A 26,124-nucleotide genomic window follows, 5' to 3' on the forward strand; every position below is an offset into this window, starting at 1 on the left:
AGATCGAGCAGATAAAAGAAAATCTGCAAAATCTGCGTGAAAAAAACTTTATAAACTTTGCAAATAACCTCGCGTTCCTTGCAGTTAAATTACAACTAAGCTTTGAAAAATAAATTAATTGCGTTCTCACAACGCATTATAAACTGGATAAAAAAGAATAAAATAAAATCAGCAATTGTATTTCTGCTCTTGCTGATTTATTATTTCTCCCTACCCCGAACTTTATTTCAGGAACCCTATTCTACGGTGATTGAGAGTAAAGAAGGAGAATTATTAGGAGCGAAAATTGCCCGGGACGGACAATGGCGTTTTCCGGCGCACGACAGTGTTCCCGATAAGTTTAAAAAATGTATTGTTTATTTTGAAGACGAATATTTCTATAAACATCCGGGTTTTAATCCGGTTGCAATGGTAAATGCAATCCGTCAAAACAGAAAAGCCGGAAAAGTAGTTCGTGGTGGAAGTACGCTGACGCAGCAAGTGATACGATTATCCAGAAAAGGAAAGGGAAGGACTTATTTTGAAAAAATCATAGAACTTATTCTCGCAACAAGATTGGAATTAGGCTATTCTAAAAACGAAATCTTAGAATTATATGCCGCTCACGCTCCTTTTGGCGGAAATGTTGTCGGACTCGAAATGGCGGCATGGCGCTATTTTGGCGTACAATCGAATCAGTTGTCATGGGCTGAAAGTGCAACTTTGGCCGTTTTGCCCAATGCACCGAGTTTAATTTATCCGGGAAAAAATCAAATAAGGTTATTACAAAAACGCAATCGTCTGTTACTAAAACTAAATCAGGATGGTATAATCGATCAACAGACGTATGAACTTTCCATAGATGAGCCTTTACCCCAAAAGCCTTATGATTTGCCGCAAATCGCACCTCACTTATTAGAACGTGTGGCAAAAAATGAAGAAGGAACGCGGGTAAAAACAACATTGGATTTTACGCTGCAAAACAGGGTCAATCAGATTGCAAAATATTATTACAATCAATACAGGCAAAATGAAGTCAGTAATCTGGCGATTCTGGTCATTGATGTTCATAATAGAAATGTCATAAGTTATGTTGGAAATGCTCCGACAGATGGTGATCACCAGAAAGATGTTGATATTATCGACGCGCCAAGAAGTACAGGAAGCATTCTTAAACCTTTATTGTACGCAGCTATGCTGGATGATGGCGAATTACTGCCCAACACTTTAGTGGCCGATGTCCCTACGCAGATTGCGGGTTATACGCCCCAGAATTTTAATCTTACTTTTGATGGTGCTGTTCCGGCACATCGGGCCCTGTCACGTTCCTTAAATATTCCGGCCGTATTGATGCTGCAGGATTTTGGTGTGAATAAGTTTTATGAAGAACTTCAGAAATTTCAGTTGAGTGACATTGATAAATCTCCGGACCATTACGGATTATCGCTTATTTTGGGAGGTGCCGAAAGTAATTTATGGGATTTATGCAGGACGTATTCGAATTTATCTTCCACGGTCAATTATTTTAATAAAAGTCACGGAAAATACAGAACGAAAGAATTTACAGAACTTAATTATAAGAATGACTTTCAGCCTGATTTTGGATCAGAAAGCGAACAGAAAAATATTTTGGGTGCCGGATCAATCTGGCTTACGTATAATGCAATGGAAGAAGTAAACCGTCCGGAAGGCGATGAAGCCTGGAAATTTTACGACAGTTCACTTAAAATTGCCTGGAAAACAGGGACAAGCTTTGGTAATCGTGATGCCTGGGCTATCGGAACAAATTCCAGATATGTAGTGGGTGTCTGGGTCGGAAATGCAACAGGTGAGGGAAGGCCTACACTGACAGGAGTGACGAGTGCAGCACCGATTTTGTTTGACGTGTTTAATTTATTGCCAAGACAAAGATGGTTCGGAATTCCGTATGAAGATTTAAATGAAGTTGAGGTTTGCAGTCTAAGCGGATATCTTGCAAAAGAAGGCTGTCCTAAAATAAAACAATGGGTGACCAAAAAAGGAAAAACAACAACAGTCTGCCCGTATCATAAAACCATTCATCTGGATCAGACCGGACAATTTCAGGTAAACAGCAGCTGTGAAAGTGTAGAAAATATAGTAACTAAAAACTGGTTTGTATTACCTCCGGTCATGGCCTGGTATTACAAAAGCAAACATATCGAATATCTGCCGTTACCGCCTTTTAAAGAAAACTGTATCGGAACACAGACCGTTGCAATGGATTTTATTTATCCAAAAACGAACAGTAAAATTTATCTAACGAAGGATTTCAATAGTGAAGTGCAGCCGGTAATTTTTAAAATTGCTTATGCACAAAGAGAAAAACAGTTGTTCTGGTATGTAGATCATGTTTACAAAGGCGTGACCAAAGTGTTTCATGAAAAGCCGATCATAATGAGCGCCGGATTTCATTATATTACTGTTGTTGATGAATCAGGTAATGAAATCAGCAGAAAAGTAGAAATCATTAGGGAATAATACTGATGTCAGGCTGAGCGGAGTCGAAGCCCTTCTTAGGCAGTAAGCCTTCGACTCCGCTCAGGGTGACAATAATGAATAATTACATAAATTAATTCGTGTTTATTCGTGCAATTCGTGGCAAAAAAACAAAAAAATAAGGCATAAAAAAAACCGCTTCTCGAAAGAGAAGCGGTTTTTAATTTATTCTGAAATAACATTTCCTTTTTTATCATAGAAATGGTATTCTAAGTACGTGTAAGCGTCACGAGGTATGATTTTCACCCATTTCTTATGTTCAAAAAACCATTTTGAACGTAATGATGGAAAACCTTTACTGAGGTATGCAGCCACAAACGGATGTACATTAAGTACAACACTTTTATGGATTTTTAAAATTCTTTCTAAATCAGATGCGATTCTATCAATGATTAAAATTGGCGCTTCAATTTCGCCATGTTCATTGTTTGGATCTTCTTCTCTAGTTTTAATATTTACTTCTGGTCTTACGCGTTGTCTGGTAATCTGGACTAAACCAAATTTACTAGGCGGTAAGATTTTATGCTTTGCTTTATCGTCGCTCATTTCTTCTCGCAAGAAGTCGAACAGGACCTTCCTGTTTTCAGGATTAGACATATCGATAAAATCAACTACGATTATTCCGCCCATATCGCGCAAACGAAGTTGTCTGGCAATTTCAGCGGCAGCAATCATATTAACTTCCATGGCAGTATCTTCCTGATTAGTCGCCTTATTTGAACGGTTTCCGCTGTTTACGTCAATAACGTGAAGAGCTTCAGTATGTTCGATAATAAGATAAGCGCCTTTGCTCATAGAAACTGTTCTTCCAAATGAAGTTTTGATTTGTCTCTCTATATTGTATTTCTCGAAAATTGGAGTGTCATTTGATTGATAAAACTTAACAATCGATTGTTTCGAAGGTGCAATTTCCTGCAGATATTCCTTCGTTTGTTGGAACAACTCTTCATCATCTATCTGAATACCACTGAAGGTATCATTAAATACATCTCTTAGTATTGAAGAAGCTCTGTTAAGCTCTCCTAATACTTTTGATGGATGATGAGCAGTTGGTAATTTTTTACACATTGCAGTCCATCTGCTTAGCAGGTTCTGCAAATCTTTTTCTAATTCGGCTGTATTTTTGCCTTCGGCTACTGTGCGAACAATAACACCAAATCCTTTAGGTTTGATCGATAACACAAGTCTTTTTAGACGATCTTTTTCCTTTTTGTCTTCTATTTTTTGAGAAATAGAAACACGGTCAGAAAACGGAACGAGAACAATAAATCTTCCTGCCAGTGAAAGCTCAGCGCTTATCCTTGGGCCTTTGGTAGATATAGGTTCTTTTACGACTTGTACTAAAACAGATTGATTGGCACTTAAAATATCAGTAATGATGCCATCTTTGTCAATCTCTTTTTCAAACTGAAAGGTTTTTAGGGAGAAATCTTTTATTTTACCTGCGCTTACAAGTTTTATGAATTTCAGTTGGGAAGCTAAGTTAGGTCCTAAATCATGATAATGTAAAAAAGCATCTTTTTCGAAGCCTACATTTACAAAAGCAGCATTAAGTCCGGCAACTGGTTTTCGTATTTTGGCAATAAAAATATCACCAACCTGAAAGTTGCTTTTCTCTTCTTCTTTGTGTAATTCAATTAGTTTTCCATCTTTTAATAAGGCAAAATCTACGGCTTCAGAACTAGATCTAATGATTAATTCTTTATTCACACTGTAAATTTTTATCTGTTTTTTCAGAAAATAGAATATAGAGAAAAGAACATAGATTATAAAAATCTAAAATCTAAAATCCAAAATCTAAAATCTTATCTACAGATGGATTAAACAATATTTTTTAACAGGTATTGAACCCGGGGGAATTTTAATAAGCAGTTTTCGGTGTCAGTTGGCAGTATTAAGCTGCTGACTGTGACTTGTGACTGAGACTAAATTCCAATTTCAATGAACGTTTAAAAAGAAAAAAGTAGTTTAAAACTACTTTTTCTTTTTGTGACGGTTAGCTCTCGCTCTTTTTTTTCTTTTGTGAGTAGCTACCTTATGTCTCTTTCTTTTTTTACCACTTGGCATATCGTGTCGATTTTATGATTAATTAATAGTATTATTTTGCTTCGTTGTTTGTTTTAACTCCTTCTACAAATACTTTTGCAGGTTTAAAAGCAGGAATGTTGTGTGCTGGAATTTTGATAGTGGTGTTTTTAGAAATGTTTCTACCTGTTTTTTCAGCTCTTGTTTTTACGATGAAGCTTCCAAAACCTCTTAGGTAAACATTGTCTCCAGTTTCTAATGAAGTTTTAACTTCTTCCATAAAAGTTTCTACTGTTGCCTGAACATCTCCTTTTTCAAGACCAAGTTTCTCTGAAATTTTCGCTACGATATCTGCTTTCGTCATTTTCTTTCCTATTTAATTTTATAAATGGTGTACTATTTTTTTGAGTTTGCAAATATAGGAATTAAAAAAATAATTAATCAAGCTAATTCGTTAAATTTTAATTACATAAACATTTACTTTTGTATTCTAAGTATTTTGCGATGAATTTTCATAACATATTGATAAATTGGTATTTACAAAACAAACGTGATTTGCCATGGCGAAAAACGACCAATCCTTACCTAATTTGGCTCTCAGAAATTATGCTCCAACAGACCAGAGTTGCGCAGGGAATGCCTTATTTTTTTTCTTTTACGAAGGAATTTCCTACTGTATCTGATTTGGCAAATGCAGATGAAGAGCAGGTTTTGAAACTTTGGCAGGGATTAGGATATTATTCCCGTGCCAGAAATTTGCATAAAACGGCTCAATATGTAGCAAATGAGCTGAATGGCATTTTTCCGCCTACTTATAAGGAGTTGCTAAAGTTAAAAGGTGTTGGCGAATATACGGCCGCAGCAATCGCCTCTTTTTCTTATAATGAAGTCGTTCCTGTCGTGGATGGAAATGTATTTCGGGTACTTTCGCGTTATTTTGATATAGAATCGGATATTGCATCGCCCGCCGCTAAAAAAGAATTTACAGAGCTCGCCAGGGAATTAATGCCAAAAGATAACCCGGCGATTTTTAATCAGGCCATCATGGAGTTTGGTGCTTTGCAGTGCGTGCCTAAAAGTCCTGATTGTACTGTTTGTGTTTTTAATGACAGTTGCCTGGCGCTGCAAAAAAAGAAAGTAGATGTTTTGCCGGTAAAATCAAAAAAGACAAAAGTGACCAATCGCTTTTTTAATTATTTGATTCTGGAAGATGTTTTGGGTAATACTTTAATTCAAAAAAGAACAGCCAAAGGGATCTGGCACAATTTATATGAATTTCCTCTTTTGGAGACTCAGGAGATTGCAGACTTTGATTTTGTTTCAAAAGCGGTTCAGAATGACCTTTTTTCGGGCTATACCATTATAGGTATAGAAGAATGCAGTCATGCGACGGTACTTCATAAACTTTCCCATCAGCATTTGCATATCCAGTTCTGGAAAATTAAAATTAAGGAAATAATTGAAAACGGTATAGAGGCTAATATTTTGAAAACGTTTCCCTTTCCAATTGTGATATATAATTTTATTGAAAAGCAGGAAATAAATTGCTAAAAAAATGTATCTTTGGGATAAATACCACAAATAAACCATGAACGGAACATTAAATAAAGTGATGCTCATTGGCCATTTGGGCGATGATGTAAAAATGCATTATTTTGATGGAGGAAACTGCATCGGACGTTTTCAGCTGGCTACAAATGAAATTTACATCAATAAAACTACAAACGAAAAAATAACTTCAACGGAATGGCATAATCTCGTCGTTCGCAATAAAGCAGCTGAAATTTGCGAAAAATACCTTTCGAAAGGCGATAAAATATATATCGAAGGTCGTATAAAATCACGTCAGTGGCAATCTGAAGACGGGACAACTAAATATACTACAGAAATTCAGGTCACGGAATTTACTTTCCTGACAACCAAAAAAGAAACTACAATACAGAAACCAAATACCGATTCAGAATCCGCAAAAAACACTAACTTTGACGCGACTAACGAGGACTTGCCTATAAATGACTTGCCTTTTTGATTGTTTAACTAATTTCTTTCAGTTTGGACCCGGAGCCCAGTTTACTTTTTAGTACAAATTTAGACATCAATTTAATAATTGGTTTTGTCGGAATATTTATTTTGCTGTTTTTATCGGCGATTGTCTCAGGTGCCGAAGTGGCACTTTTTTCTTTATCCCAAAAAGATATTGACGACACACTTCAGGAAAACCTTTCGAAAGGAAAAATTATTTCCAGTCTTTTAGATAAACCCAAAAAACTTTTAGCAACATTATTAGTTGCCAATAACTTCCTAAATATCGGAGTCGTTATTTTGTTCTCCTTCATAGGACAGAATATTTTTGCGAATGTAGAGTCGCCTGTTTTTAAATTTATCTTAGAAGTAATTCTCGTAACCTTTTTAATTTTGTTGTTTGGGGAAGTTTTACCAAAAGTATATGCCAGCCGTAACAATATAAAATTTGCAAAATGGGTAGCATATCCCGTAGCCTTTCTTGATAAATTACTTTCACCTGTAAGTTTGCCTATGCGCAGTCTTACCTTATATTTGCAAAATAAACTAGGGAAACAAAAAAATAATTTTTCGATCAATCAGCTGTCACAAGCGTTAGAGCTTACAGATTCTGAAGGAACATCAAGTGAAGAACAAAAAATACTGGAAGGAATCGTTTCTTTTGGAAATACAGATACCAAGCAGGTAATGAGTCCGAGGATTGATATTTTTGCTTTGGAAATTTCAGAGGCATTTGAAGCCATTTGTCCGAAGATAATTGAAAAGGGATTTTCGAGAATTCCGGTTTACAAAGACAATATCGATCAGATTGAAGGTGTTCTGTTTGTGAAAGATTTATTGCCTCATATCGATAAAAAAGAATTTGACTGGACCTCATTAATACGGGATGCTTTTTTTGTTCCTGAGAATAAAAAACTGGATAATTTGCTAAAAGATTTTCAGAGCCTCAAAAGTCATTTGGCAATTGTAGTGGATGAATACGGTGGAACATCCGGATTGGTTTCTTTAGAAGATGTTATCGAGGAAATTGTGGGAGATATCAGTGATGAGTTTGATGATGAGAATTTAAACTTTTCGCAAATAGATGAAAAAAACTTTCTGTTTGAAGGAAAGATCAATATGAAAGATTTTTACAGGATTGTTGAAGTCGATGAAGATCTTTTTGAATCCCGTAAGGGTGAAGCAGAAACCTTAGCCGGCTTTATTTTGGAAATCCTGGGCAACTTCCCTAAAAAAGATCAGAAAGTAACATTTGAAAACTGCATCTTTACCATCGAAGCAGTTGACAAAAAACGCATAAAACAAATAAAAGTAACATTAGAATAAAATGCTTAAAAAAATAATTTCAATACTGACAATTTTGCTAATTTTTACAATTGTAAGTTGTAAAAATGACGTCTTACCTAAGCCATCCAGTTACCTTAGGTTAGATTATCCGGAAGCTAAATATGTAAATTTTGAAAACAATTGTCCGTTTACTTTCGAAATGAATGAAGGCGCTGTAATCAAAGGAGAGAAAAATTGCGGGTTTGCAATTACATATCCAAAAATGAAAGCGACTATATACCTGACATATAAACCAGTCAATAATAATATTGAAAAGTTATTAAAAGATGCACAGAAGCTGACTTATGAGCACGTTATCAAAGCAGATGATATTTTAGAACAGCCCTATTTAAACCCCGAAAAAAAAGTATACGGAATGTTTTATCAGGTGGACGGAAATGCCGCTACAAACTCACAGTTTTATGTGACAGACAGTACCAAACACTTTATCACAGGATCGGTTTATTTTTATGCCAAGCCCAACTTTGATTCTATTATGCCAGCCGCAAGTTATATTAAAAATGATATGCGACAGCTCATGGAAACACTAAAGTGGAAATAAATATAAAGAAAAAAGCGTCCGTATTGGGACGCTTTTTTTATGTGAAGATTGTTTGATTATGATTTAATATTCGAAACTTTATAGGTCTTTCCGTCTCCGGTCTCCTGAACAACTTTTGTAAGGTTTTCAGGGTTTTGAATCGTTTTGTCAAAAGTTACAGTGGCTGTTTTTTTGTCGAAATCAACGGCAGCTTTTTCAACTCCTTCCAGATTAGATAATTCTTCTTCTATAGTTTTTGCGCATCCCACTGCACAGGTCATTCCTTCGATAGTGAAACTTGCCGTCTGTACATTTTCAGGCGCGATTACTACAGGTTCTTTCGTTTTTTTTACTTCAGCTGTATGTGGAATTATTTTTTCGCTTTCTGTTTTTTTGCATCCCACTAACACTAAACCTGCAATTGCCGCAACAGCTATGATTTTTGTAAATTTCATTATATATGATTTTTAGATTGCTAATAACTTTCCCCGCAAAATTAATAAAAAACAGAAGGTCAGTTCATAAAAATAGTACAAATTTGCAGTAAAATACAATTTATGGAGGCAAAACAGTTAAAGTGGATTTACTTATTTGTGCTTTCCCTAATTTGGGGAAGTTCTTTTATTTTAATCAAAAGAGGATTGGTAGGGTTAACCGCGATTCAGGTGGGTTCCTTCCGGATTATTTTTGCCGCACTGTTTTTGCTTATTGTTGGATTTAATAGTCTAAAGAAGATTTCCCGCCATCAGTGGAAATTTATTGCTTTAACCTCTCTATTCGGGACCTTTATGCCGGCCTATCTTTTTGCTATTGCAGAAACAGAAGTAGATAGTTCTATCGTAGCGATTTTAAATTCGCTTACGCCCTTAAATACATTGGTTTTAGGGACAATTGCTTTTGGAATCCAATTTCAGAAAAGACAGATTCTGGGAGTTTTTATTGGGTTGATTGGTTGTTTGTTGCTGGTTTTGAGTGGAGCTTCCACGCATCCCGGGCAAAATTACTACTATGTAATTTTGGTCGTAATCGCAACAATCTGTTATGCTTTGAATGTCAATTTAATTAAAAGATATTTATCCGATTTAAATTCGTTAAGCATTACAACCGGAAATTTCGCTGTTTTACTTATACCGGCTTTGCTTATTTTAAGTACAACCGATATTACGCACAGTATAACTTTGGAAATTACGCAACATTCTATTTTGTTTGTGATGATCCTGGGGGTTTTGGGAACCGGAATCGCGAATGTTATTTTCTTTAAATTAATACAAATGTCATCGCCGGTTTTTGCCACATCGGTAACGTATCTGATTCCGATAGTAGCCTTCTTCTGGGGATTGTTAGACAATGAAATGCTGACACCAGTACAGTTTTTCGGAGCTTTTATTATCTTAATCGGAGTCTATTTGTCAGCAAAAAAATAAAAAATTTTAATGTCACGCTGAGCGAAGTCGAAGTACACACCAATTGATACGGCACTTCGACTTCGCTCAGCGTGCCAAAAATAATATATAAAAAAAGCCCTGTCAAAGTTTTAAACTTTGACAGGGCTTTTTAAAAATCTCAGCACCTTAGAAACTTAGTATCTTAGAATCTTAACTAAAGAAAATCCGCTGGTGAAACGCCTTCGTTGATTTTGATGTCCGACATTTTAATGTCTAACTCAAAGCCTGCGTTCTGAATGATGTTGAAAGGAACTTTTACTCCTTTTACTTCTTTATAGTCATTAAAATAAGTCGTTTGCGTAGTCGATTGTCCGCTTTGCTCTTTCACTTTAAGTTTGGCAACCTTCAGGCCTGATTGTACATCATAATAGTAAACGGTTTTGCCGTCTTTTATGGAATAAGCATCATGGCCGTTTATTGGTTCTATGGCATCAACTTTCAGGTCTGTTCTTTTGCTCAGGCGTAATTCTTCAAAAGGGGTAGCGCTCGCTTTCATTTCGGCTAAATCATCACCTTCTAAGTTTTTACGTTGTCCCTGCTGTTCTACATAAGCGCCTTTTTCGTTTACCACCTGTTTCATTAAAGGCATACTTCCCATATTAAGTGAAACCATCATTTTTCCATTGGAGTCTAATTTTGAAGTAAAACTCAACGGAGAAGGGGCCTGTGGGATTGTTGTCGTACCGGTCATGGCTAGTGTTTTGACTGCCAAAACTGCTTTTTCACCGCCAATTGCTTTGATATAATTGTCGAAAACGGTTTTAGCTGTAATTCCTGCAGGAGCTTCTTTTTTGGTAACTGGTTTCTCTACCGGATTTCCGTATTTGTCAAAATAGAAAATTGGAATCTGAAGTTTTTCTAAACCGGCAATTACTTCCGAACCTTTTCCGGCAATGACAATACGCATATTATCCAGTAGGAAATATTTGTTGGCTACACGGTAAATATCATCAGCAGTTACGCTATTTATGGTCTGGATGTATTTTTCATAAAAGTCAGCAGGAAGTTTTTCTGTTTCAATGTTTAAGGCATAACGGGCAACTGTTTGTGGTTTTTCAACCTGCATTACAAATCTTCCGATATAACCTGCTTTTACGTTTTTCAGAACATCTTCAGCGACCTTTTCAGTTCTGATTCTTTTTATTTCTTTTACAAATTCAACTACAGCGCTATCTGTAACGGCATTTCGTACGGCAGAGGAAGCTTTGAATTTGGTGGTGTACTTTCCGGTTCCTATACTGGAGCTTGCTCCGTACGTCCAGGCATGTTGCTCGCGTAAATTCATATTCAGGTAACTGTTAAAATCACCTCCAAGAATTTGATTTGCTATTACGGCAGCGAAAAAATCAGGATCGCTCATTTTTAAGTTCACGGTATTCACCAATGAAATCTCTGACTGAACGGCATTCGGAACATCGACAAAATCAATTTGAAGTTGTGAAACGTCTGTCGGATTTGGATAAGTAGTTTTTGGAGCGGCTTGTTTTTTCCATCCGCCAAAAAGTTTTTCAACGGCCGCTTTTGTTTCTTTGAATTTAACATCCCCAATTATAACTAAGTAGGCGTTTTCAGGAACAAAATAAGCAGCATAATTTGCCTGGACATCAGCAAGAGTCACATTTTTTAAGGTTTCTTCAGAGATATATTCTCCGGCAGGATGATTTTTTCCAAAAACTAAAACGTCTACAACACGATTTGCAATCGCAGGAACGCTTTTTTCCTCTGCTTTAAGGCCTTCTGATAATTTTGCTTTTTCCTTGTCGAATTCTGTTTGTGTAAAATTAGGTTGTAAAGCACCTTCAGCCAACAGCTCTAAAACACGCCCGGAATATTTTGACAGGGAGCTGGCAGAAGCACCGCTGGAAGTAAAGTTGATGTTTGCACCATAAAAATCAATCTCTTCATTGAAGGCTTGTTTTGTGGTTTTTTTAGTGCCGTTTCCGATCAGACTGCTCGTTAGTTCATCAACACCTTTTTTGTTTCCTTCGGCAAAAGGGGCGTTGTCTAAGCTAAGGTTGAAGCTGACTCTTGGTAATTTATGGTTCTCCACTACCAAAACTTTCATGCCGTTAGCCAAAACAAAAGTTTGCGGTTTTTTGATATTGACTACTGGTGAGTTTCCGGGTTTTGGCTGTGGACGATCTTGTGCTTGCATAATTCCAGTTAGGAATAAAAGGATTAAAACGGTATGTATTTTTTTCATGATTCGATTTTCTTAGTTTTGAACTTTTTTTGAAGGAACATAATCTAAAATTAAACGCTGATTCGGGTTTAAATACTTTTTGGCAACTTCTCTGATTTCTTCTCTGGTTATAGAGTGGTAGAGGTCGATTTCGGTATTAATAAGATTCACGTCTCCATAAAGTAAATAGAAAGAAGCTAAGTTTTCGGCAATTCCTTCAACGCTTGCATTCGCGTTGACAAAATTATTATCGAATTTGTTTTGTAATTTTTCATAGTCTTTCTCGGAAATCAAATCGGTTTGGATTTTTACGATCTCCTCGTCCATTTCTTTTAAGATGTCAGCCGTCGTGTACGTTCCCATTGGTAAACCGTACAAAATATACATTCCGTAATCTTCCTGGCTAAAACCGACAGCACCAATCTGCAGTGCCATTTTTTTATCATCGACAATTTTCTTGTACAATTTGGAACTTTTTCCATCACTTAAATACGAAGAGATTAAGTCTAAGACTCTGGCATCTCTTGTTTTCATTGACGGTGTTCTGTACGCTGCCACCACCATAGGGATCTGGATATTCGGATCCTCATAAGTTGCTTTTATAGTTTCGGTAATAGGTGCTTCTGTAAAAGTTTGTTTTTTTACTTCTTCTCCCTTTGGAATCGGGCCGAAATATTTCTGAATCCATTCTTTGGTTTTGCTTTTGTCAATATCTCCGGCAACCACCAGAACTGCATTGTTCGGCGTATAGAATTTTTTATTGAATGCCTGAAACTCTTCAAGGGTTGCAGCATCTAAATCTTTCATAGAACCAATCGTAGTCCAGCGGTACGGATGGTTTTTGAACATGTTTTTCTTTACTTCCGGAAGGATGTTTCCGTACGGCTGATTGTCGTAACGCATTCTTTTTTCTTCTTTTACGACTTCATTTTGAGTCTCAACACCAATTTTGTTTATGATAGGATGCATCAATCGCTCGGATTCCAGCCACAAACCTAATTCCAGGCTATTGGAAGGGAAAACTTCGTAATAATAGGTTCTGTCATCAGAAGTGTTGGCGTTGTTGACTCCGCCATTTGCGGTAACGATTTTCATCCATTCGCCACGTTTGATATTTTCAGTTCCTTCGAATAATAAATGTTCAAAGAAATGCGCAAAACCCGTTCGGTCAGGGCGTTCGTCTTTAGAACCTACATGATACATAACAGAAGTGATAACCACCGGAGCAGAAGGGTCGTTGTGCAGGATAACGTGCATGCCGTTATCTAAATTGTATTCTTCAAAAGCTACTTTTTGAGCATGAGCTACTCCGCCGAGCATTAGTGCAGCGCTTAACATCATTATCGAATTTTTCATAAAGATTAATAATTTTAGTTACCTAAATAAGTAGATAGGTAGCTAAGAGTTAATATTAGTTACATCAAAAATAACTTTTTTTTAATTACGAAATAACAATTGTTTTAAATTTAATACAATTTAACTTATAAATATATCTAATACAGAACTAAAATGCCCTGAAAGACAGCCTTTAAATAGATTAAAATATTTTTGAAATAAGAGATTGCACAGTAAATTATTAATTGTATATTTGCAACCTTAAAAATCAATAAATCAATTTGGTATGTATGCAATCGTAGAGATAGCAGGGCAACAATTTAAAGTAAGCAAAGACTTAAAGGTTTATGTTAACCGTTTGGCTAACGAAGAAGGTTCAAGTATTTCATTTGACAAAGTTCTTTTATTAGACGATAACGGTAGCGTAACTTTAGGCGCCCCAGCTATAGAAGGTGCTTCAGTAGAAGCTAAAGTGTTACAACACTTAAAAGGAGATAAAGTAATCGTTTTCAAAAAGAAAAGAAGAAAAGGTTACAAAAAGAGAAATGGTCACAGACAATATCTTACTCAAATTGTAATTGAAGGTATTACTGCAGCAGGAGGAACTAAAAAAGCGGCAGCTAAAAAAGCGGTTGTAGCAGAAGATGCTCCGGCAACTGAAGTTGAAGCGGCTCCAAAAGCAAAAAAAGCAGCAGCTCCAAAAGCAAAAAAAGAAGCTACTAAAGAATAATAACAATATTTAAACTCATACGTCATGGCTCACAAGAAAGGTGTCGGTAGTTCGAAGAATGGTAGAGAATCAGAATCAAAACGTCTAGGCGTTAAGATTTTTGGTGGACAAGCTGCTATTGCTGGAAACATCATCGTTAGACAAAGAGGTTCAAAACATAATCCAGGTGAAAACGTTTACATCAGTAAAGATCACACACTACACGCAAGAGTAGCTGGAGTTGTTAAGTTCCAAAAGAAAAGAGATAACAAATCTTATGTATCTATCCTTCCATTCGAAGCATAATCATTCGATTACTTATTACAAAACCCGTTCTGAAAAGATCGGGTTTTTTGTTTATAATTAATTCATGAGTTGTAAATAGTAATTAAATAAGCCTGTATGGCAGATTTAATATGAATTAATATCCAAAGCCGTTGGAGCGAAAAAAGATATTACCGCAAAGAGCGCTAAGATTTTTATCTAAAATGTATTAGAAAGTAAAAAGTTCGCAAAGCTATGTATTGATTTAGCTTTGCGAACTTTGCCTTTTATAAATCAGGAATAAAAAGCCTTAGCGTTCCTTGCGGTAAAAATAACTAGTGTCTATGTTTTTCTATCTTTTTCCATAACATGTAGTGTTGATCCTTTATTGTCCGTATTTTTGACTGCATTAATCTACTCGAATTTTGAAAAAAATACTTGTCCTTTTATTTCTTTTCTGCTCAGGCTTATTTGCAAAGGAAATTAACCCTGCGGAACAAATCGTAGCACTAAACCATAGTCAGAAAAAGATTTTATATGAATTTGCCGTTTTACGGAAAGGCGGTGCTGATGCTAATGTATATTATTAAAAGGGATTTTCTACGTGAGTGAAATGTTGTATTTGGTTTAAGGTATTTTCGATAAAAAACCTGTTTCATAATAAGCAGGTTGCGTTAGTTTTTCGAAATATGCTTTTGGATGTATTTTTCTAAATCTTTTCCCTCGAAAGCTTTATGGTTAATTTCAAAATACACTTCATTTTCATAGCTTTGCTTTAAAGTAATTGTAATGTTAGTGCCATTTGTTTCTTCAACATAAATGTCAAGCCATTTTTTAGGTCTGATATTTTCGATATATTTTGCTTTTGCAGAATTTACAATTTTGCAAAAGCAAATAATTTCATTTTTGACCAATGAAATAGAATATTCTTTGTAGAAGTCATAATTGTTTTTATTCCATATCTAGTTTCCATCTCCATTATGTATTTTATTTATCATATTTACATTTAGGTTTGCCCTTTCAGAAGTGTCAAAAGAATCTTTTTTATAGTAGAACAGATTAAAAACTGCCCATATAAAACCTAGGTTTGCAATTACAATTATTAAAATAAGTCTTTTTCTTTTATCCATTTTTTGTTGGTGAGAATGTATTTGTAATCTCACAAGGAAGTTTTTTAAATTGGAATTTGGAATTTTTGCTATTGGAATTTTACTATTCAATATCCTTAGTTTCCTCAAGATCCTCTGTTTTTCTTCCCAGCTTTACTTTAGGGCTGTTCTGTGTTCCGGTAACGGTTAATGGAATTCCGAAGATACCAAGCGGAGGAAGCCCCAAACGCATTTTTAAGTTTAGTTTTCCGTCTAAACTTGTTGTGCCTTCAATTCTTGGTCGGAAGCCGGCAAACTTAAATTTAAAGCGTTCTACCGTCATGATGTTATTTTTGATGGTCGTTTTAATATCCACTTTTGATACATCCGGATTTTTCATTGCCTCAGAACTCGTTTGTTTGCTTACGGCATTGAACATTTTCAGCCCTCTTACTTTGACATCTTTCACAGAAAGTGTTCCGCCGCCCACAAGAGAAGGATAAACGGGTTCCATATTTCCGGTTAATCTTCCTTTAAGCTGATAATCCAGCGAAACTATTCCCTGTGCTTTTTCTGCGGCACTCGCCATTTTTCGAAACACTTCAATTTCATTATAGGCCCTCTTAATATCAAAATCAGTCGCTTTAATTCCATAGTCGAAGTTGGCTTTTTGAGGAGTTACAGCCTGATAATTCGCATTCATGGTCACCTTGCAGCCGATTAAATTAAAACCGGTATTTTGCATGCTCAGTTTTCCTTTTTTCATTTTTAAATTCCCGGTTGCATTTTGAAGATTTAGTTTGTCAAAATTTACTTTTTGCGCATTCGCCAATAATTGCAGATCCAGATTAGCCGGAATTATAATCACACCTGTTTCTTTTGCCCCGGTTTTTGGTGCTTCGGTTTTTGTTGGCGCTGCTGTTACAGTCGTATTGGTAGCTGTATTGGACATAAATTCGTCCACATTGATATAGCGTGCTGAAACTTTAAAAGAACCTCTTAAAACGCCCGTGTTGGTGGTTACGAAGTTAAAAACGTTTTGCATATACCCGTTCATTGTAAAATCAGATTGTCCGTAAGCTGCCAAAAAGTTGTTGAACGACATCTTATCCTGGTTGATTTTAAAGATCCCTTCTTTGATCACAAACTTTTTAGGCAAGTATTCAGAAGCGATCCCGATATTTCTGAGTTCAAGCGTTCCCTTGTTGTATAGTTTGCTGTAATTGCCTTTTTCAGCATCACTTTGTTTGCCTTTCAAAACCAGATCAGCTTTTACAAAACCATCCAGGTCAAGTCCTTTCTGCGAAAATACTTTGTATATTTTATTAACATCCAGTTCGCCATTTGCTTTGATGTCATAATTTAAATCATCAAAATCACTCAGGTCAGCCTGCACAAAAACAGGTTTTCCTTCAAAAGTAAACTGGGCAGGTTTTAGATTGACTTTTAAATCCCGGAAAGTTCCTTTCTGATTTTCAATTTTAGATTTTACTACAATATTGGTAATCGGATTTGGATAGTATTTTGTTTTTAAATACCCGTTAGTCAAATCAATTACTCCTTTTGTGACGGGGAAAAGTTTATGCTTCTGATCAAATTTACCGTCGGCTTTAACGTCGCTTACTAAAATTCCTTTCAATTCTAAATCAGGAATTCCCAATGCTTTGTTTAATTTTTCAAGATTAATCCGGGCTTTAAATTCGGCATTGATGTCCGGCGTCTTCATGCCTTTCATGTAGAACTTCGACTTTAGGTAATCTTTATTAATGTTTAAAGATAAATTTTTGGCCTCAACAATTAAAAGGTCCGGATTTAGGGAAGGTACTTTTGTTTTGATGTCTAAATTCAGGTTCGAAACAGGGAAGGCACTTTTGTTATAATTCACAAATCCGTTGTCTAGTTTTAAATCTAAATTCAAATCAGGGGCAATATTTTGTGAAGCGATATAATTTCCTTTTACGGTTAAAAGTAAATTGGTATTTCCTTTTAATTCGGTTTTGGAAAGCCAGGTGATATACTTGGGCGGAAAAGCAGTAAAAACATCATACAGCTTACTATTGTCGGATTTCAGTACAAGATTCATGTTATAGCCGTCTTTCAGGAAATCGAATTTTCCTTTAAAATCGACTAAAAGTTGATTGATTTTCAGGTTGTTTTGCTCAAAAACGAACGATAATGAGTTTACATTTACTTTGGTAATCAGATCCGCATCAATCTGTTTGTTCATCAAATAAGGCTCGTTGTCGTAAACGATATTTAATTTTTCAATTTTTGCTTTGGAATACAAATCAAAAACAGCTTTGTCCAGATTTCCTTTTCCTAAGTAATTAAAACCCAAAGCATCAAAATGAATCCTTGTGGACTGATCGTCATAAATAATTTTACTGTTCAGAATCTCGATTCGTTCCAGTTTCAATGCCGTATCCGTACTGTCTTTCGATTCAGAAGCCTGTGCTGTTGATTTGTAGATGTTATAATTCGCTTCTCCATTCGAATTTACTTTTACATTAATAAACGAATCAGATAAATAAATCTGGTCTATTTTTACCGATTTGCTAAAGATTAAACTCGCTACATCTATTCCGAAAGAAACTTCTTTGGCCGTGATAAATTTTTCGTTTTTGTATGGTGCCGATCCGTTTAACTTTAAGTCGTTTAAAGTTAAGGTCAGGGAAGGGAAATGGCGAAAAAAGGATACCGAAACATCCGAATAATTCAATTCGGCACTCAGTCTCTCATTTGCCGTTTTTTTGATCTGTTCTTTGATCTGATCAGCAAAAAGTATTGGGGTTAAAAACAATAATCCTAAAATAACAACAAACGTTATTCCGACGTATTTCATTATTTTAAATACGATCGATCTGGACTTATTTTTTTGCATAACAAAAATTGTTAGGATTAAATTTTATAAAAAAGATAGTAAAAACGAATGAATTATCCGTGAACGGTCTCACTCTTACCGTAATTGGTAATAATGGAACCTTCGAACTCAATCCATTCTTTCCAGCGCTTATCAATATCTATATTGTCTTTATATTTTCGTGCAAATCCTAAAAAAGTAGTGTAGTGGCCTGCTTCAGAGATCATCAGGTCACGATAAAATGTTGCCAGTTCTTCATCTTTTATGTTTTCAGAAAGGACTTTAAAACGCTCACAGCTTCTGGCTTCGATCATGGCTGAAAACAAGAGACGGTCACAAAGGGCATCTTTACGGCTTCCGTCTTTTTTCATGAATTTAAAAAGCTCATTTACATAATGATCTTTTCTTTCACGCCCCAATGTCAGGCCTCTTTTTTTGATTAGGTCGTGTACCATTTGCAAGTGCTCTAATTCTTCTCTGGCAATAACCAGCATTTCGGTTACCAATTCCTCTAATTCAGAGTTGTACGTAACTAAACTGATGGCATTCGAAGCGGCTTTTTGCTCACACCAGGCATGGTCGGTCAGAATTTCTTCGATATTCGACTCAACGATATTTACCCAGCGGGGGTCTGTGGCTAATTTTAATCCTAGCATAATTTTATTGAAAAATTGAATACTGCAAAATTAGTGTTTTTTACAACCGAAAATCAGGAAATAACGTGTTATTGCGCTCAAAAAAGCATTATTTTGCAGGTTCAAAGAATTAAAATGAGTCAAATAAAAAAACTTTTAATTATAGGTTTTGTGTGGCCGGAACCCAATTCGTCTGCGGCGGGCGGCAGAATGATGCAGCTGATTTCTATTTTTAAACAAAATGGATTTGAAATTACATTTGCCAGTGCGGCCCTTGACAGCGATTTTATGGTGGATCTGGCTTCTTTTGGAATTGAAAAAAAATCCATTGCACTCAATAATGCCAGTTTTGATGATTTTGTTATCGAATTAAATCCGGACGTGGTTTTATTTGATCGTTTTATGATTGAAGAACAATTTGGATGGAGGGTTTCTGAAAGCTGCCCGAAAGCCATACGATTACTGGATACCGAAGATTTGCATTGCCTAAGAGCAGCCAGGCAAAAGGCTTTTAAGGAAAACAGAACTTTTGAATTGAATGATCTTTTGTCTGAAGAGGTGGCAAAACGCGAAATCGCCAGTATTCTCAGATGTGACATATCGTTTATCATTTCTGAATTCGAGATGAAAATTTTGAACGAGGTATTTAAAATTGACCCGAAAATATTGTTTTATCTTCCTTTTCTGGTAGATAAAATGAAAGAAAACGAACTTGCTAATTTATCTTTATTCGAAGATCGCGAGCATTTTGTTTTTATTGGAAATTTTCTCCACGAACCAAACTGGAATACGGTTCAGCATCTGAAAGAAACTATTTGGCCTCTCATAAAAAAAGATTTTCCGGAAGCCGTTTTACAGGTTTACGGTGCCTATCCGTCTCAAAAAGTGTTGCAGCTGCATCAGCCCAAAAGTGGCTTTTTTATCATGGGAAGGGCTGCTGACGCTAACGAAGTGGTAAAAAAGGCCAGAGTGGTTCTGGCACCCATTCGTTTTGGAGCGGGTTTAAAAGGAAAATTACTGGAAGCCATGCAATGCGGAACGCCAAGTGTAACAACAGAAGCAGGGGCAGAGGCGATGCATGCAGATTTGCCTTGGAATGGATTTATTGTAAACGATACAGCGCTTTTTGCAAAACAAGCGATCGAATTATACAACGATGAAACACTTTGGAAACAAGCACAGCAAAACGGTATCACGATTATAAATCAATGTTATCAAAAAAAACAATTTGATTTTGCATTAATTACTGAAATCAATGCCCTGATGACTGACTTGGCAAATCACCGCCTTCATAATTTTATGGGAAGCCTGCTGCAGCATCATACTTTAAAAAGTACCAAATACATGGCAAAATGGATTGAAGCAAAGAATAAAAACTAAACCATTCTTCCAAATCCTACCGTTTCACGAAATAATTGTGGCGAAACATCGGCATTGGTTTTAAAAAAGCGGCTGAAATAATGTTCATCATCATAACCTAACTGGTAGGCAATCTCCTTTACGGTTTTATTGGTCATATACAATTCTCTTTTGGCTTCAATGATTATTCTTTCGGCGATAAGATCTGTAAGTGTTTTGTTGAAATAATTTTTAGATAATCTGGCTAAAGCTTTGGGTGAAATGTTAAGCATTTCAGCATAATGCACAGCAGAATGCTTGGTTTTGAAATGGTCTTCAATTGCATCTTTAAGATTCTGAAGGATAAAAGGTTCTTTGGAATCCGGTGTTGTTTTTAATTCTTCCAGTTGTTCTCTTTTCAGGCGGGAAGCGGTAATAAGGAATATTTTCAGATATGAAATCAACAATTCGTATTGCGCTAGTTCTTCATTTTGAATTTCTGTTTTCATCTGATCAATAACCATTTGGAAGGTTATTTTGGCCTGATCAGTTATACGCGTAAAAGGAGGCTGATACACATTATTAAACAGGACGCCATTGCAGGAAACTTCTTTCTGATGCATGTGAATACAATAAAAATCAGGATGAAAATGAATGGCAATTCCCTGAATGTCTTCCTTCGTGCAAATCATAAACGGCTGATAAGGCGAAAAAGCAAGTAATGAATCTTCTTCAAAATGATGTTCGGCAAAATCCGCTTTTACTTTTCCGTTACCTTTGGTAATCCAGATTAAAGAAAAATAATTGTTGCGCTGTAAATGATCAAAATGGCTGTTGTCATCAAACGAAAGGAGCTTGAATGCCAGATTGCCATTTTGAGGATTTATTAAAGTGAAAACATTCTGATGGATCATGAAATCAATGTTTTATAGTGTACGGTCAGATTCTTCTATAGCCAGATCGTTAATACTGGCATATCGTTTTTGCATATAGCCATTTTTATCAAATTCCCAAAGTTCATTTCCATAACTTCGGAACCATTGCCCGGAATGATCCTGCCATTCGTATTCAAATCGAACAGCCATTCTGTTTTCCTTAAAGCCCCACAGCTCTTTTTTGAGTTTGTAATGCAGTTCCTTCTGCCATTTTTTGGTTAAAAAATCTTTTACTTCCTCACGGCCGTTAATAAAATCAGTTCTGTTTCTCCATTCCGTATCGATTGTATACGCCAGGGCTACTTTTTCAGGATCTTTTGTGTTCCATGCATCTTCTGCAATTTGTACTTTTTGCAGTGCAGTTTCCATCGTAAATGGCGGTAAAGGATGTCTTGGTGTTTCCATGATTTTTTTATACTAAGATAGTCATGAAATGAATCATGACTATCTTTAGGGATTATTATTTTTGAAATTAGTTTTGCAATTCTAAACTTTGAACTGCCGGGAAATCAATTTCTGTATTGGCCGTATTGTTGAAATAGTTGGTCAGGATGTTCAAAGCTACGTGTCCGACAGTTTCAGCTAATTCAGCGTCAGAAACTCCCGCATTTTTTACTTTGTTTACATCTTCATCATTTACTAAACCATTTTTGCTGACCAGAGTTTTGGCAAATTGTAGTATCGCTTCCGTTTTTGCATCTGTTGAATTTCCTGTTCTTGCAGCGTGTAAAACAGCTGGATCAGCTTTTACTAATTTTTCTCCGATAAAAGTGTGAGCTGCCAAACAGTAATCACAAGCGTTTTCTTCTGAAATGGCTAAAGCTAAAAGTTCGCCGGTTTTTGCACTTAGTTTACCGTGGCTCAAAGCGCCGCTTAAATTTAAATAACCTTCCAGTACTGCGGGAGAATTCCCCATTGTTCGCATCATGTTGGGAACAACTCCTAATTTAGCCTGTACGGCATTGAATAAATCTTTTGTTTTACCTGTTACTTCTTCTGGTTTTAATGCTGTTAATCGTGTCATCTTATTTTGTTTTTAATGTTATTATGAGTTGTTGTCTTTTGACATTACAAAGATGCGACGATTGCCGTTTTCAGAACATGGAGAATGTACGCTATGTGATGGACAATTTTCCCTGAGGCATTTTTTATAAAAAAAATCCCCGGTCACGAGATGTAACCGGGGATTAGAAATTTTAGTGTTCAGTCTCAGTCTCAGTCTTCAGCTTGCAGTTTCACTGAAGACTGAGACTGAAAACTGAAAACTATTTCAAAACACCTTCAACTGCCTGAACAGTGGTTGCGTGATAACCTGATTTTGCTTTTTCGAAAATCTTTTTTGCCCAGTCTTTGCCCGGAGAGGTTTTTACCAATTCTTTATACAATGTCATTAAAGATCCTGTTCGGCTCGTTCCGATCATAAATTGTTCGATTGCAGGATAAGCAACGGTATAATGACTGCGGATGGAAGGTACAAACCACTGACGTTTGATGACGAAGTTTCCGCCTTTAGTGAAGTTGAATTCGGCATCAATTTCCGCCATTTCTTTCGGAGTTACATCTTCTGGCAGGTAATCTATGAAATGTTGTTTTTCTGTTGTCGATTTTATTTTCTGACTTAAACCTTTAACTCCGGTGGTTCTCCAGCTTTTCTGGATAGCATCTATTGCTGTGAAATCTTCAGAAACGGATGGGGTAATATTAGAAGGAACTCCTGGTTTGTAAATCCATTCGTCAGCTTTTATTTTATCAGCGAGAGCTTTATCGCCTTTAATGAGGTTTTCGTTCAGGTACTTGATAAAATCTTCTGTTGTGATGGATTTGAACGCATGTGCGTCAAAATAATTTTTGATGAAAACATCGAATTTTTCTCGACCCACAGCAGCTTCTATTACTTTTAAGAAATTATATCCTTTTACATAAGGAATCTGGCTGATTCCATCGTCCGGATTTCTGTTGGTAAGGCTTACTTTTAGACGGGTATCCGGATTTGTAGCTCCGTACTCTTCTATGTTGTCATCCAGGTCTTTACGAGTCAGTACATCCTGCATTTTAGCCTCTTTTACGCCGAAAATTTCTTCTCCGATACGGTGTTCTACATAGGTTGTAAAGCCTTCGTTTAACCAAATGTCATCCCAGGTGGCATTAGTGACTAAGTTACCGCTCCAGCTGTGTCCTAGTTCATGTGCCAGTAAACTGGTCAGTGAGCGATCCCCGGCAATGACTCCCGGTGTTAAGAATGTCAGGTTTGGATTTTCCATTCCGCCGTAAGGGAAACTCGGGGGTAAAACCAATACATCATAACGTCCCCATCTGTAAGGGCCGTAAAGTTTTTCGGCAGCGACTACCATTTTTCCCAGTTCAGCAAATTCCCATGCCGCTTTCTTTAGTAAAGACGGTTCAGCATAAACTCCGGTTCTGTTGTCAATGGATTGAAATTCAATGTCACCAACCGCTATTGCCATTAAATAAGACGGGATTGCTTTGTCTTGTTTGAACGTGTAAACGCCTGTATCGTTCTTTTGCTGCGGATTTACGGAGGCACTCATGACAGCCAGTAAATCTTTAGGAACCGTAACTTTTGCGTTATACGTAAAACGAACTCCCGGAGAATCCTGACACGGAATCCAGGTACGGGACCAGATGCTTTCTCCCTGAGAAAAAAGAAACGGTTTCTTTTTGTCTGCGGTTTGCTGCGGATTTAGCCATTGTAATGCCACCGCATCTTTGGTTGTGCTATAATAAATATTGACTTTGGTCGTATTGGGTTCGATTGTGATATGGAGTGGTTTTCCGTGGAATTCAACTTCAGATCCAAGTTCGAATTTGGTTTCTTTCTCATCATCGCCCAAAGTGACTTTTGTAATGGTAAGTGTATTTTCGTCAAAAATGATTTCATTTCCTTTGCTGATATTGTCAATCAGCCAGGAAGCTTTTCCGGAAATGGTTTGCGTATTAAAATCAACTTTAATGTCAAGATCTAAATGTTTTACAACCGCTAAATCCGGCTTAGAGAAAGTGTGTTCGTCTGTAACGATTGTTGTTCCTTTATCTGTCTCTTTAGTAGTTTCTTTTTTCTGACAGGCCATTGCCGCCATAAATAAAGTGAGGAGAAATATTTTTTTCATAGTTTAAAAGTTGAATGATGAATCTAAATTAAATAAAAAATCCCGTTTTGAAAGTTCAAAACGGGATTTTAATATAAATAACCTTCGGTTTCGCTCAGGCTGACATGGAAATTATGCCAACATGGTTACCGGGCTTTCGATGTATTGTTTTAGTGTCTGTAAAAATTGAGCTCCGGTTGCACCGTCAATTGTTCTGTGGTCACACGCTAATGATAACATCATGGTGTTTCCTACTACAATCTGACCGTTTTTAACCACTGGCTTCTCTACAATTGCACCTACAGAAAGGATTGCAGAATTTGGTTGGTTGATAATTGAATTGAATTCAGTAATACCAAACATTCCAAGGTTAGAAACTGTAAAAGTACTTCCTTCCATTTCCTGTGGTCCTAATTTTTTGTTTTTAGCTCTTCCGGCCAAATCTCTTACGGAAGCACCAATCTGAGATAAACTCATAGCATCTGTAAATTTCAGTACAGGCACTACCAATCCGTCTTCAACAGCTACAGCAACTCCAATATTTACGTGGTGGTTGATGATGATCGCATCTTCTTTCCACTGAGAGTTAATTTTTGGATGTTTTTTCAAGGCTAAAGCACAAGCTTTAATAACCATATCGTTAAAAGATACTTTTGTATCGGGAACTGTATTGATTGTCGCTCTTGCGGCCATTGCGTCATCCATACTTACTTCGATCACTAAGTTGTAGTGAGGTGCTGTAAATAAAGATTCTGCCAGACGTTTTGCGATGATTTTACGCATTTGGGAGTTTTTGATCTCTTCGGTGAAAACTTCTCCGGCAGGAACAAATACTTTTGGCGCAGCAGGTGCAGCAGTTTCCGCTTTTGGTGCAGCAGCAGTTGTGTTTGCAGCAGGTTGTCCCTGAGCAGCTGGAGTGAAGTTTTCGATATCGCTTTTTACGATACGTCCGTTTTCTCCTGAACCTTTAACCTGAGTTAATTGGATTCCTTTGTCAGAAGCAATTTTTTTAGCCAATGGTGAAGCTAAAATTCTTCCGCCATTTGAAGAAGTATCAGCTACAGTCTCAGTTGCTTTTTCAGCAGCAGGAGCTGCTTTTTCTTCAGCTGCTGGAGCACTTGCAGTGGCAGTTCCTCCGGCGGTATAATTGTCGGCAATTCCTGAAATGTCAGTTCCGGCAGGCCCGATGATCGCTAATAAGCTGTCAACAGGTGCTGTATTTCCTTCCTGAATTCCGATGTATAATAATGTTCCAGCATTGAAAGACTCAAACTCCATAGTCGCTTTGTCTGTTTCAATTTCAGCTAAAATATCACCTTCTGCAACAGCATCACCTTCTTTTTTCAGCCAGGTTGCTACAGTTCCTTCGGTCATTGTATCACTCAAACGTGGCATAGTTACAACTACAACTCCTTTCGGTAATTCAGTTGCGGCTTTTGCAGCAGGAGCTTCCGTTTTTGTTTCTTCTGATTTTGCTTCAGCAGCTGGAGCAGCATCTGCTTTTGATCCCGAAGCTTCGGGACTGGCAGCAGGAGCGTCACCACCGGCTAAAAGAGCAGAAATGTCTTCTCCTTCGTTACCAATGATTGCTAATAAGGAATCAACCGGAGCAGTTTCTCCAGCCTGAATTCCGATATGCAAAAGAGTTCCTTCGTTAAAAGATTCGAACTCCATTGTAGCTTTATCTGTTTCAATTTCAGCAAGGATATCACCTTCGCTGATTTTGTCGCCTACTTTTTTTAACCAGGTCGCTACCGTTCCTTCCGTCATAGTATCGCTCAAACGAGGCATTGTTACTTTTATCGCCATAATATTT

22 protein-coding genes are annotated in these 26,124 nt (G+C 36.7%); 10 read left to right on the forward strand and 12 right to left on the reverse strand.

From position 1 onward, the window contains the following. Positions 1–102 precede the first annotated feature (102 nt). Positions 103–2,478 (forward strand): penicillin-binding protein 1C, encoded by a 2,376-nt coding sequence (pbpC, locus tag GJU43_RS00960; RefSeq protein WP_154338993.1) that lies wholly within the window; start codon positions 103–105, stop codon positions 2,476–2,478. A gap of 183 nt (positions 2,479–2,661) precedes the next feature. On the opposite strand, the gene GJU43_RS00965 is transcribed toward pbpC, so the two are convergent. Together GJU43_RS00965 and GJU43_RS00970 are read right to left on the reverse strand one after the other, a co-directional pair. Continuing rightward, a complete protein-coding gene (locus GJU43_RS00965; RefSeq protein ID WP_370455460.1) occupies positions 2,662–4,206 on the reverse strand; it encodes an Rne/Rng family ribonuclease in 1,545 nt (514 codons plus the stop codon). A 388-nt stretch (positions 4,207–4,594) separates the two neighbouring features. Next, entirely contained in the window at positions 4,595–4,885 is a 291-nt protein-coding gene (locus GJU43_RS00970) for an HU family DNA-binding protein (protein ID WP_007805026.1), read from the reverse strand. Between the two features lie 140 nt (positions 4,886–5,025). On the opposite strand from GJU43_RS00970, the gene mutY reads away from it, so the two are divergent. Genes mutY through gldD form a run of 4 tightly spaced genes read left to right on the forward strand, consistent with a single transcriptional unit; the run spans position 5,026 to position 8,431 of the window. Continuing rightward, positions 5,026–6,072 carry an A/G-specific adenine glycosylase gene (gene mutY, locus GJU43_RS00975; protein WP_154338995.1) on the forward strand — a complete coding sequence of 349 codons (1,047 nt, stop codon included), beginning with the start codon at positions 5,026–5,028 and terminating at the stop codon, positions 6,070–6,072. A 37-nt stretch (positions 6,073–6,109) separates the two neighbouring features. Continuing rightward, a complete protein-coding gene (locus GJU43_RS00980; protein ID WP_154338996.1) occupies positions 6,110–6,550 on the forward strand; it encodes a single-stranded DNA-binding protein in 441 nt (146 codons plus the stop codon). Between the two features lie 23 nt (positions 6,551–6,573). After that, positions 6,574–7,869, forward strand: coding sequence for a gliding motility-associated protein GldE (locus GJU43_RS00985; protein WP_154338997.1), 1,296 nt, complete (start codon positions 6,574–6,576; stop codon positions 7,867–7,869). A 1-nt stretch (position 7,870) separates the two neighbouring features. Continuing rightward, complete coding sequence (gldD, locus tag GJU43_RS00990) at positions 7,871–8,431, forward strand: gliding motility lipoprotein GldD (RefSeq protein ID WP_154338998.1); 561 nt, start codon at positions 7,871–7,873, stop codon at positions 8,429–8,431. Between the two features lie 56 nt (positions 8,432–8,487). Here the strand turns inward: gldD and GJU43_RS00995 are convergent, their stop codons facing one another. After that, complete coding sequence (locus tag GJU43_RS00995) at positions 8,488–8,865, reverse strand: heavy-metal-associated domain-containing protein (RefSeq protein WP_154338999.1); 378 nt, start codon at positions 8,863–8,865, stop codon at positions 8,488–8,490. 102 nt (positions 8,866–8,967) lie between these two features. Here GJU43_RS00995 and GJU43_RS01000 point away from each other — a divergent pair, with 102 nt between their 5' ends. Further along, entirely contained in the window at positions 8,968–9,834 is an 867-nt protein-coding gene (locus GJU43_RS01000) for a DMT family transporter (RefSeq protein WP_154339000.1), read from the forward strand. 175 nt (positions 9,835–10,009) lie between these two features. Here GJU43_RS01000 and GJU43_RS01005 read toward each other — a convergent pair whose 3' ends face one another. Next, positions 10,010–12,058 carry a pitrilysin family protein gene (locus tag GJU43_RS01005; RefSeq protein ID WP_195760006.1) on the reverse strand — a complete coding sequence of 683 codons (2,049 nt, stop codon included), beginning with the start codon at positions 12,056–12,058 and terminating at the stop codon, positions 10,010–10,012. 12 nt (positions 12,059–12,070) lie between these two features. Next, a complete protein-coding gene (locus GJU43_RS01010; protein WP_154339001.1) occupies positions 12,071–13,393 on the reverse strand; it encodes a pitrilysin family protein in 1,323 nt (440 codons plus the stop codon). Between the two features lie 265 nt (positions 13,394–13,658). Here GJU43_RS01010 and rplU point away from each other — a divergent pair, with 265 nt between their 5' ends. The 3 genes from rplU (at position 13,659) to GJU43_RS01025 (ending at position 14,935) form a co-directional block, all read left to right on the forward strand. Then, positions 13,659–14,102, forward strand: a complete 444-nt coding sequence (rplU, locus tag GJU43_RS01015) for a 50S ribosomal protein L21 (RefSeq protein ID WP_026983809.1) — start codon at positions 13,659–13,661, stop codon at positions 14,100–14,102. A gap of 24 nt (positions 14,103–14,126) precedes the next feature. Further along, entirely contained in the window at positions 14,127–14,387 is a 261-nt protein-coding gene (gene rpmA, locus GJU43_RS01020) for a 50S ribosomal protein L27 (RefSeq protein WP_035685981.1), read from the forward strand. A 383-nt stretch (positions 14,388–14,770) separates the two neighbouring features. Then, the gene (locus tag GJU43_RS01025; RefSeq protein ID WP_154339002.1) at positions 14,771–14,935 is read left to right on the forward strand and encodes a hypothetical protein; all 165 of its coding nucleotides are present in this window, start codon (positions 14,771–14,773) and stop codon (positions 14,933–14,935) included. Positions 14,936–15,557: 622 nt separating this feature from the next. Here the strand turns inward: GJU43_RS01025 and GJU43_RS01030 are convergent. Both GJU43_RS01030 and GJU43_RS01035 read right to left on the reverse strand, forming a co-directional pair. Continuing rightward, positions 15,558–18,275: an AsmA-like C-terminal region-containing protein gene (locus tag GJU43_RS01030; RefSeq protein WP_229654979.1), complete on the reverse strand. Its 2,718-nt coding sequence runs from the start codon at positions 18,273–18,275 to the stop codon at positions 15,558–15,560. Between the two features lie 92 nt (positions 18,276–18,367). Then, the gene (locus GJU43_RS01035; RefSeq protein WP_127337796.1) at positions 18,368–18,949 is read right to left on the reverse strand and encodes a tRNA-(ms[2]io[6]A)-hydroxylase; all 582 of its coding nucleotides are present in this window, start codon (positions 18,947–18,949) and stop codon (positions 18,368–18,370) included. A 114-nt stretch (positions 18,950–19,063) separates the two neighbouring features. Between GJU43_RS01035 and GJU43_RS01040 the strand changes: the two genes are divergently transcribed. Further along, a complete protein-coding gene (locus GJU43_RS01040) occupies positions 19,064–20,308 on the forward strand; it encodes a glycosyltransferase (protein ID WP_154339004.1) in 1,245 nt (414 codons plus the stop codon). Here GJU43_RS01040 and GJU43_RS01045 read toward each other — a convergent pair. From GJU43_RS01045 to GJU43_RS01065, 5 genes are all read right to left on the reverse strand, one after another. Continuing rightward, on the reverse strand, positions 20,305–21,180 hold the full coding sequence (locus GJU43_RS01045) for a helix-turn-helix domain-containing protein (RefSeq protein WP_154339005.1): 876 nt from the start codon (positions 21,178–21,180) through the stop codon (positions 20,305–20,307). The genes GJU43_RS01040 and GJU43_RS01045 overlap by 4 nt on opposite strands. A gap of 12 nt (positions 21,181–21,192) precedes the next feature. Beyond that, positions 21,193–21,606 carry a nuclear transport factor 2 family protein gene (locus tag GJU43_RS01050; RefSeq protein ID WP_154339006.1) on the reverse strand — a complete coding sequence of 138 codons (414 nt, stop codon included), beginning with the start codon at positions 21,604–21,606 and terminating at the stop codon, positions 21,193–21,195. 67 nt (positions 21,607–21,673) lie between these two features. Beyond that, positions 21,674–22,225, reverse strand: a complete 552-nt coding sequence (locus tag GJU43_RS01055) for a carboxymuconolactone decarboxylase family protein (RefSeq protein ID WP_154339007.1) — start codon at positions 22,223–22,225, stop codon at positions 21,674–21,676. Between the two features lie 241 nt (positions 22,226–22,466). Further along, positions 22,467–24,329: a hydrolase/aminopeptidase gene (locus tag GJU43_RS01060; protein WP_154339008.1), complete on the reverse strand. Its 1,863-nt coding sequence runs from the start codon at positions 24,327–24,329 to the stop codon at positions 22,467–22,469. 111 nt (positions 24,330–24,440) lie between these two features. Further along, on the reverse strand, positions 24,441–26,117 hold the full coding sequence (locus tag GJU43_RS01065) for a pyruvate dehydrogenase complex dihydrolipoamide acetyltransferase (RefSeq protein WP_154339009.1): 1,677 nt from the start codon (positions 26,115–26,117) through the stop codon (positions 24,441–24,443). Between the last annotated feature and the right edge of the window lie 7 nt (positions 26,118–26,124).

It is taken from the genome of Flavobacterium sp. LC2016-23 (assembly GCF_009674775.1).
Taxonomy (GTDB): domain Bacteria; phylum Bacteroidota; class Bacteroidia; order Flavobacteriales; family Flavobacteriaceae; genus Flavobacterium.

Coding starts and splice junctions, on each gene's coding strand:
- GJU43_RS01030 (WP_229654979.1), bottom strand. CDS start 18,275: ATGAAATACGTCGGAATAACGTTTGTTGTTATTTTAGGATTATTGTTT.
- GJU43_RS00980 (WP_154338996.1), top strand. CDS start 6,110: ATGAACGGAACATTAAATAAAGTGATGCTCATTGGCCATTTGGGCGAT.
- GJU43_RS01000 (WP_154339000.1), top strand. CDS start 8,968: ATGGAGGCAAAACAGTTAAAGTGGATTTACTTATTTGTGCTTTCCCTA.
- GJU43_RS01010 (WP_154339001.1), bottom strand. CDS start 13,393: ATGAAAAATTCGATAATGATGTTAAGCGCTGCACTAATGCTCGGCGGA.
- mutY (WP_154338995.1), top strand. CDS start 5,026: ATGAATTTTCATAACATATTGATAAATTGGTATTTACAAAACAAACGT.
- rplU (WP_026983809.1), top strand. CDS start 13,659: ATGTATGCAATCGTAGAGATAGCAGGGCAACAATTTAAAGTAAGCAAA.
- GJU43_RS01005 (WP_195760006.1), bottom strand. CDS start 12,058: ATGAAAAAAATACATACCGTTTTAATCCTTTTATTCCTAACTGGAATT.
- GJU43_RS00970 (WP_007805026.1), bottom strand. CDS start 4,885: ATGACGAAAGCAGATATCGTAGCGAAAATTTCAGAGAAACTTGGTCTT.
- GJU43_RS00995 (WP_154338999.1), bottom strand. CDS start 8,865: ATGAAATTTACAAAAATCATAGCTGTTGCGGCAATTGCAGGTTTAGTG.
- GJU43_RS01065 (WP_154339009.1), bottom strand. CDS start 26,117: ATGGCGATAAAAGTAACAATGCCTCGTTTGAGCGATACTATGACGGAA.
- GJU43_RS01060 (WP_154339008.1), bottom strand. CDS start 24,329: ATGAAAAAAATATTTCTCCTCACTTTATTTATGGCGGCAATGGCCTGT.
- GJU43_RS01035 (WP_127337796.1), bottom strand. CDS start 18,949: ATGCTAGGATTAAAATTAGCCACAGACCCCCGCTGGGTAAATATCGTT.
- GJU43_RS01055 (WP_154339007.1), bottom strand. CDS start 22,225: ATGACACGATTAACAGCATTAAAACCAGAAGAAGTAACAGGTAAAACA.
- rpmA (WP_035685981.1), top strand. CDS start 14,127: ATGGCTCACAAGAAAGGTGTCGGTAGTTCGAAGAATGGTAGAGAATCA.
- gldD (WP_154338998.1), top strand. CDS start 7,871: ATGCTTAAAAAAATAATTTCAATACTGACAATTTTGCTAATTTTTACA.
- GJU43_RS01040 (WP_154339004.1), top strand. CDS start 19,064: ATGAGTCAAATAAAAAAACTTTTAATTATAGGTTTTGTGTGGCCGGAA.
- GJU43_RS01050 (WP_154339006.1), bottom strand. CDS start 21,606: ATGGAAACACCAAGACATCCTTTACCGCCATTTACGATGGAAACTGCA.
- GJU43_RS01045 (WP_154339005.1), bottom strand. CDS start 21,180: ATGATCCATCAGAATGTTTTCACTTTAATAAATCCTCAAAATGGCAAT.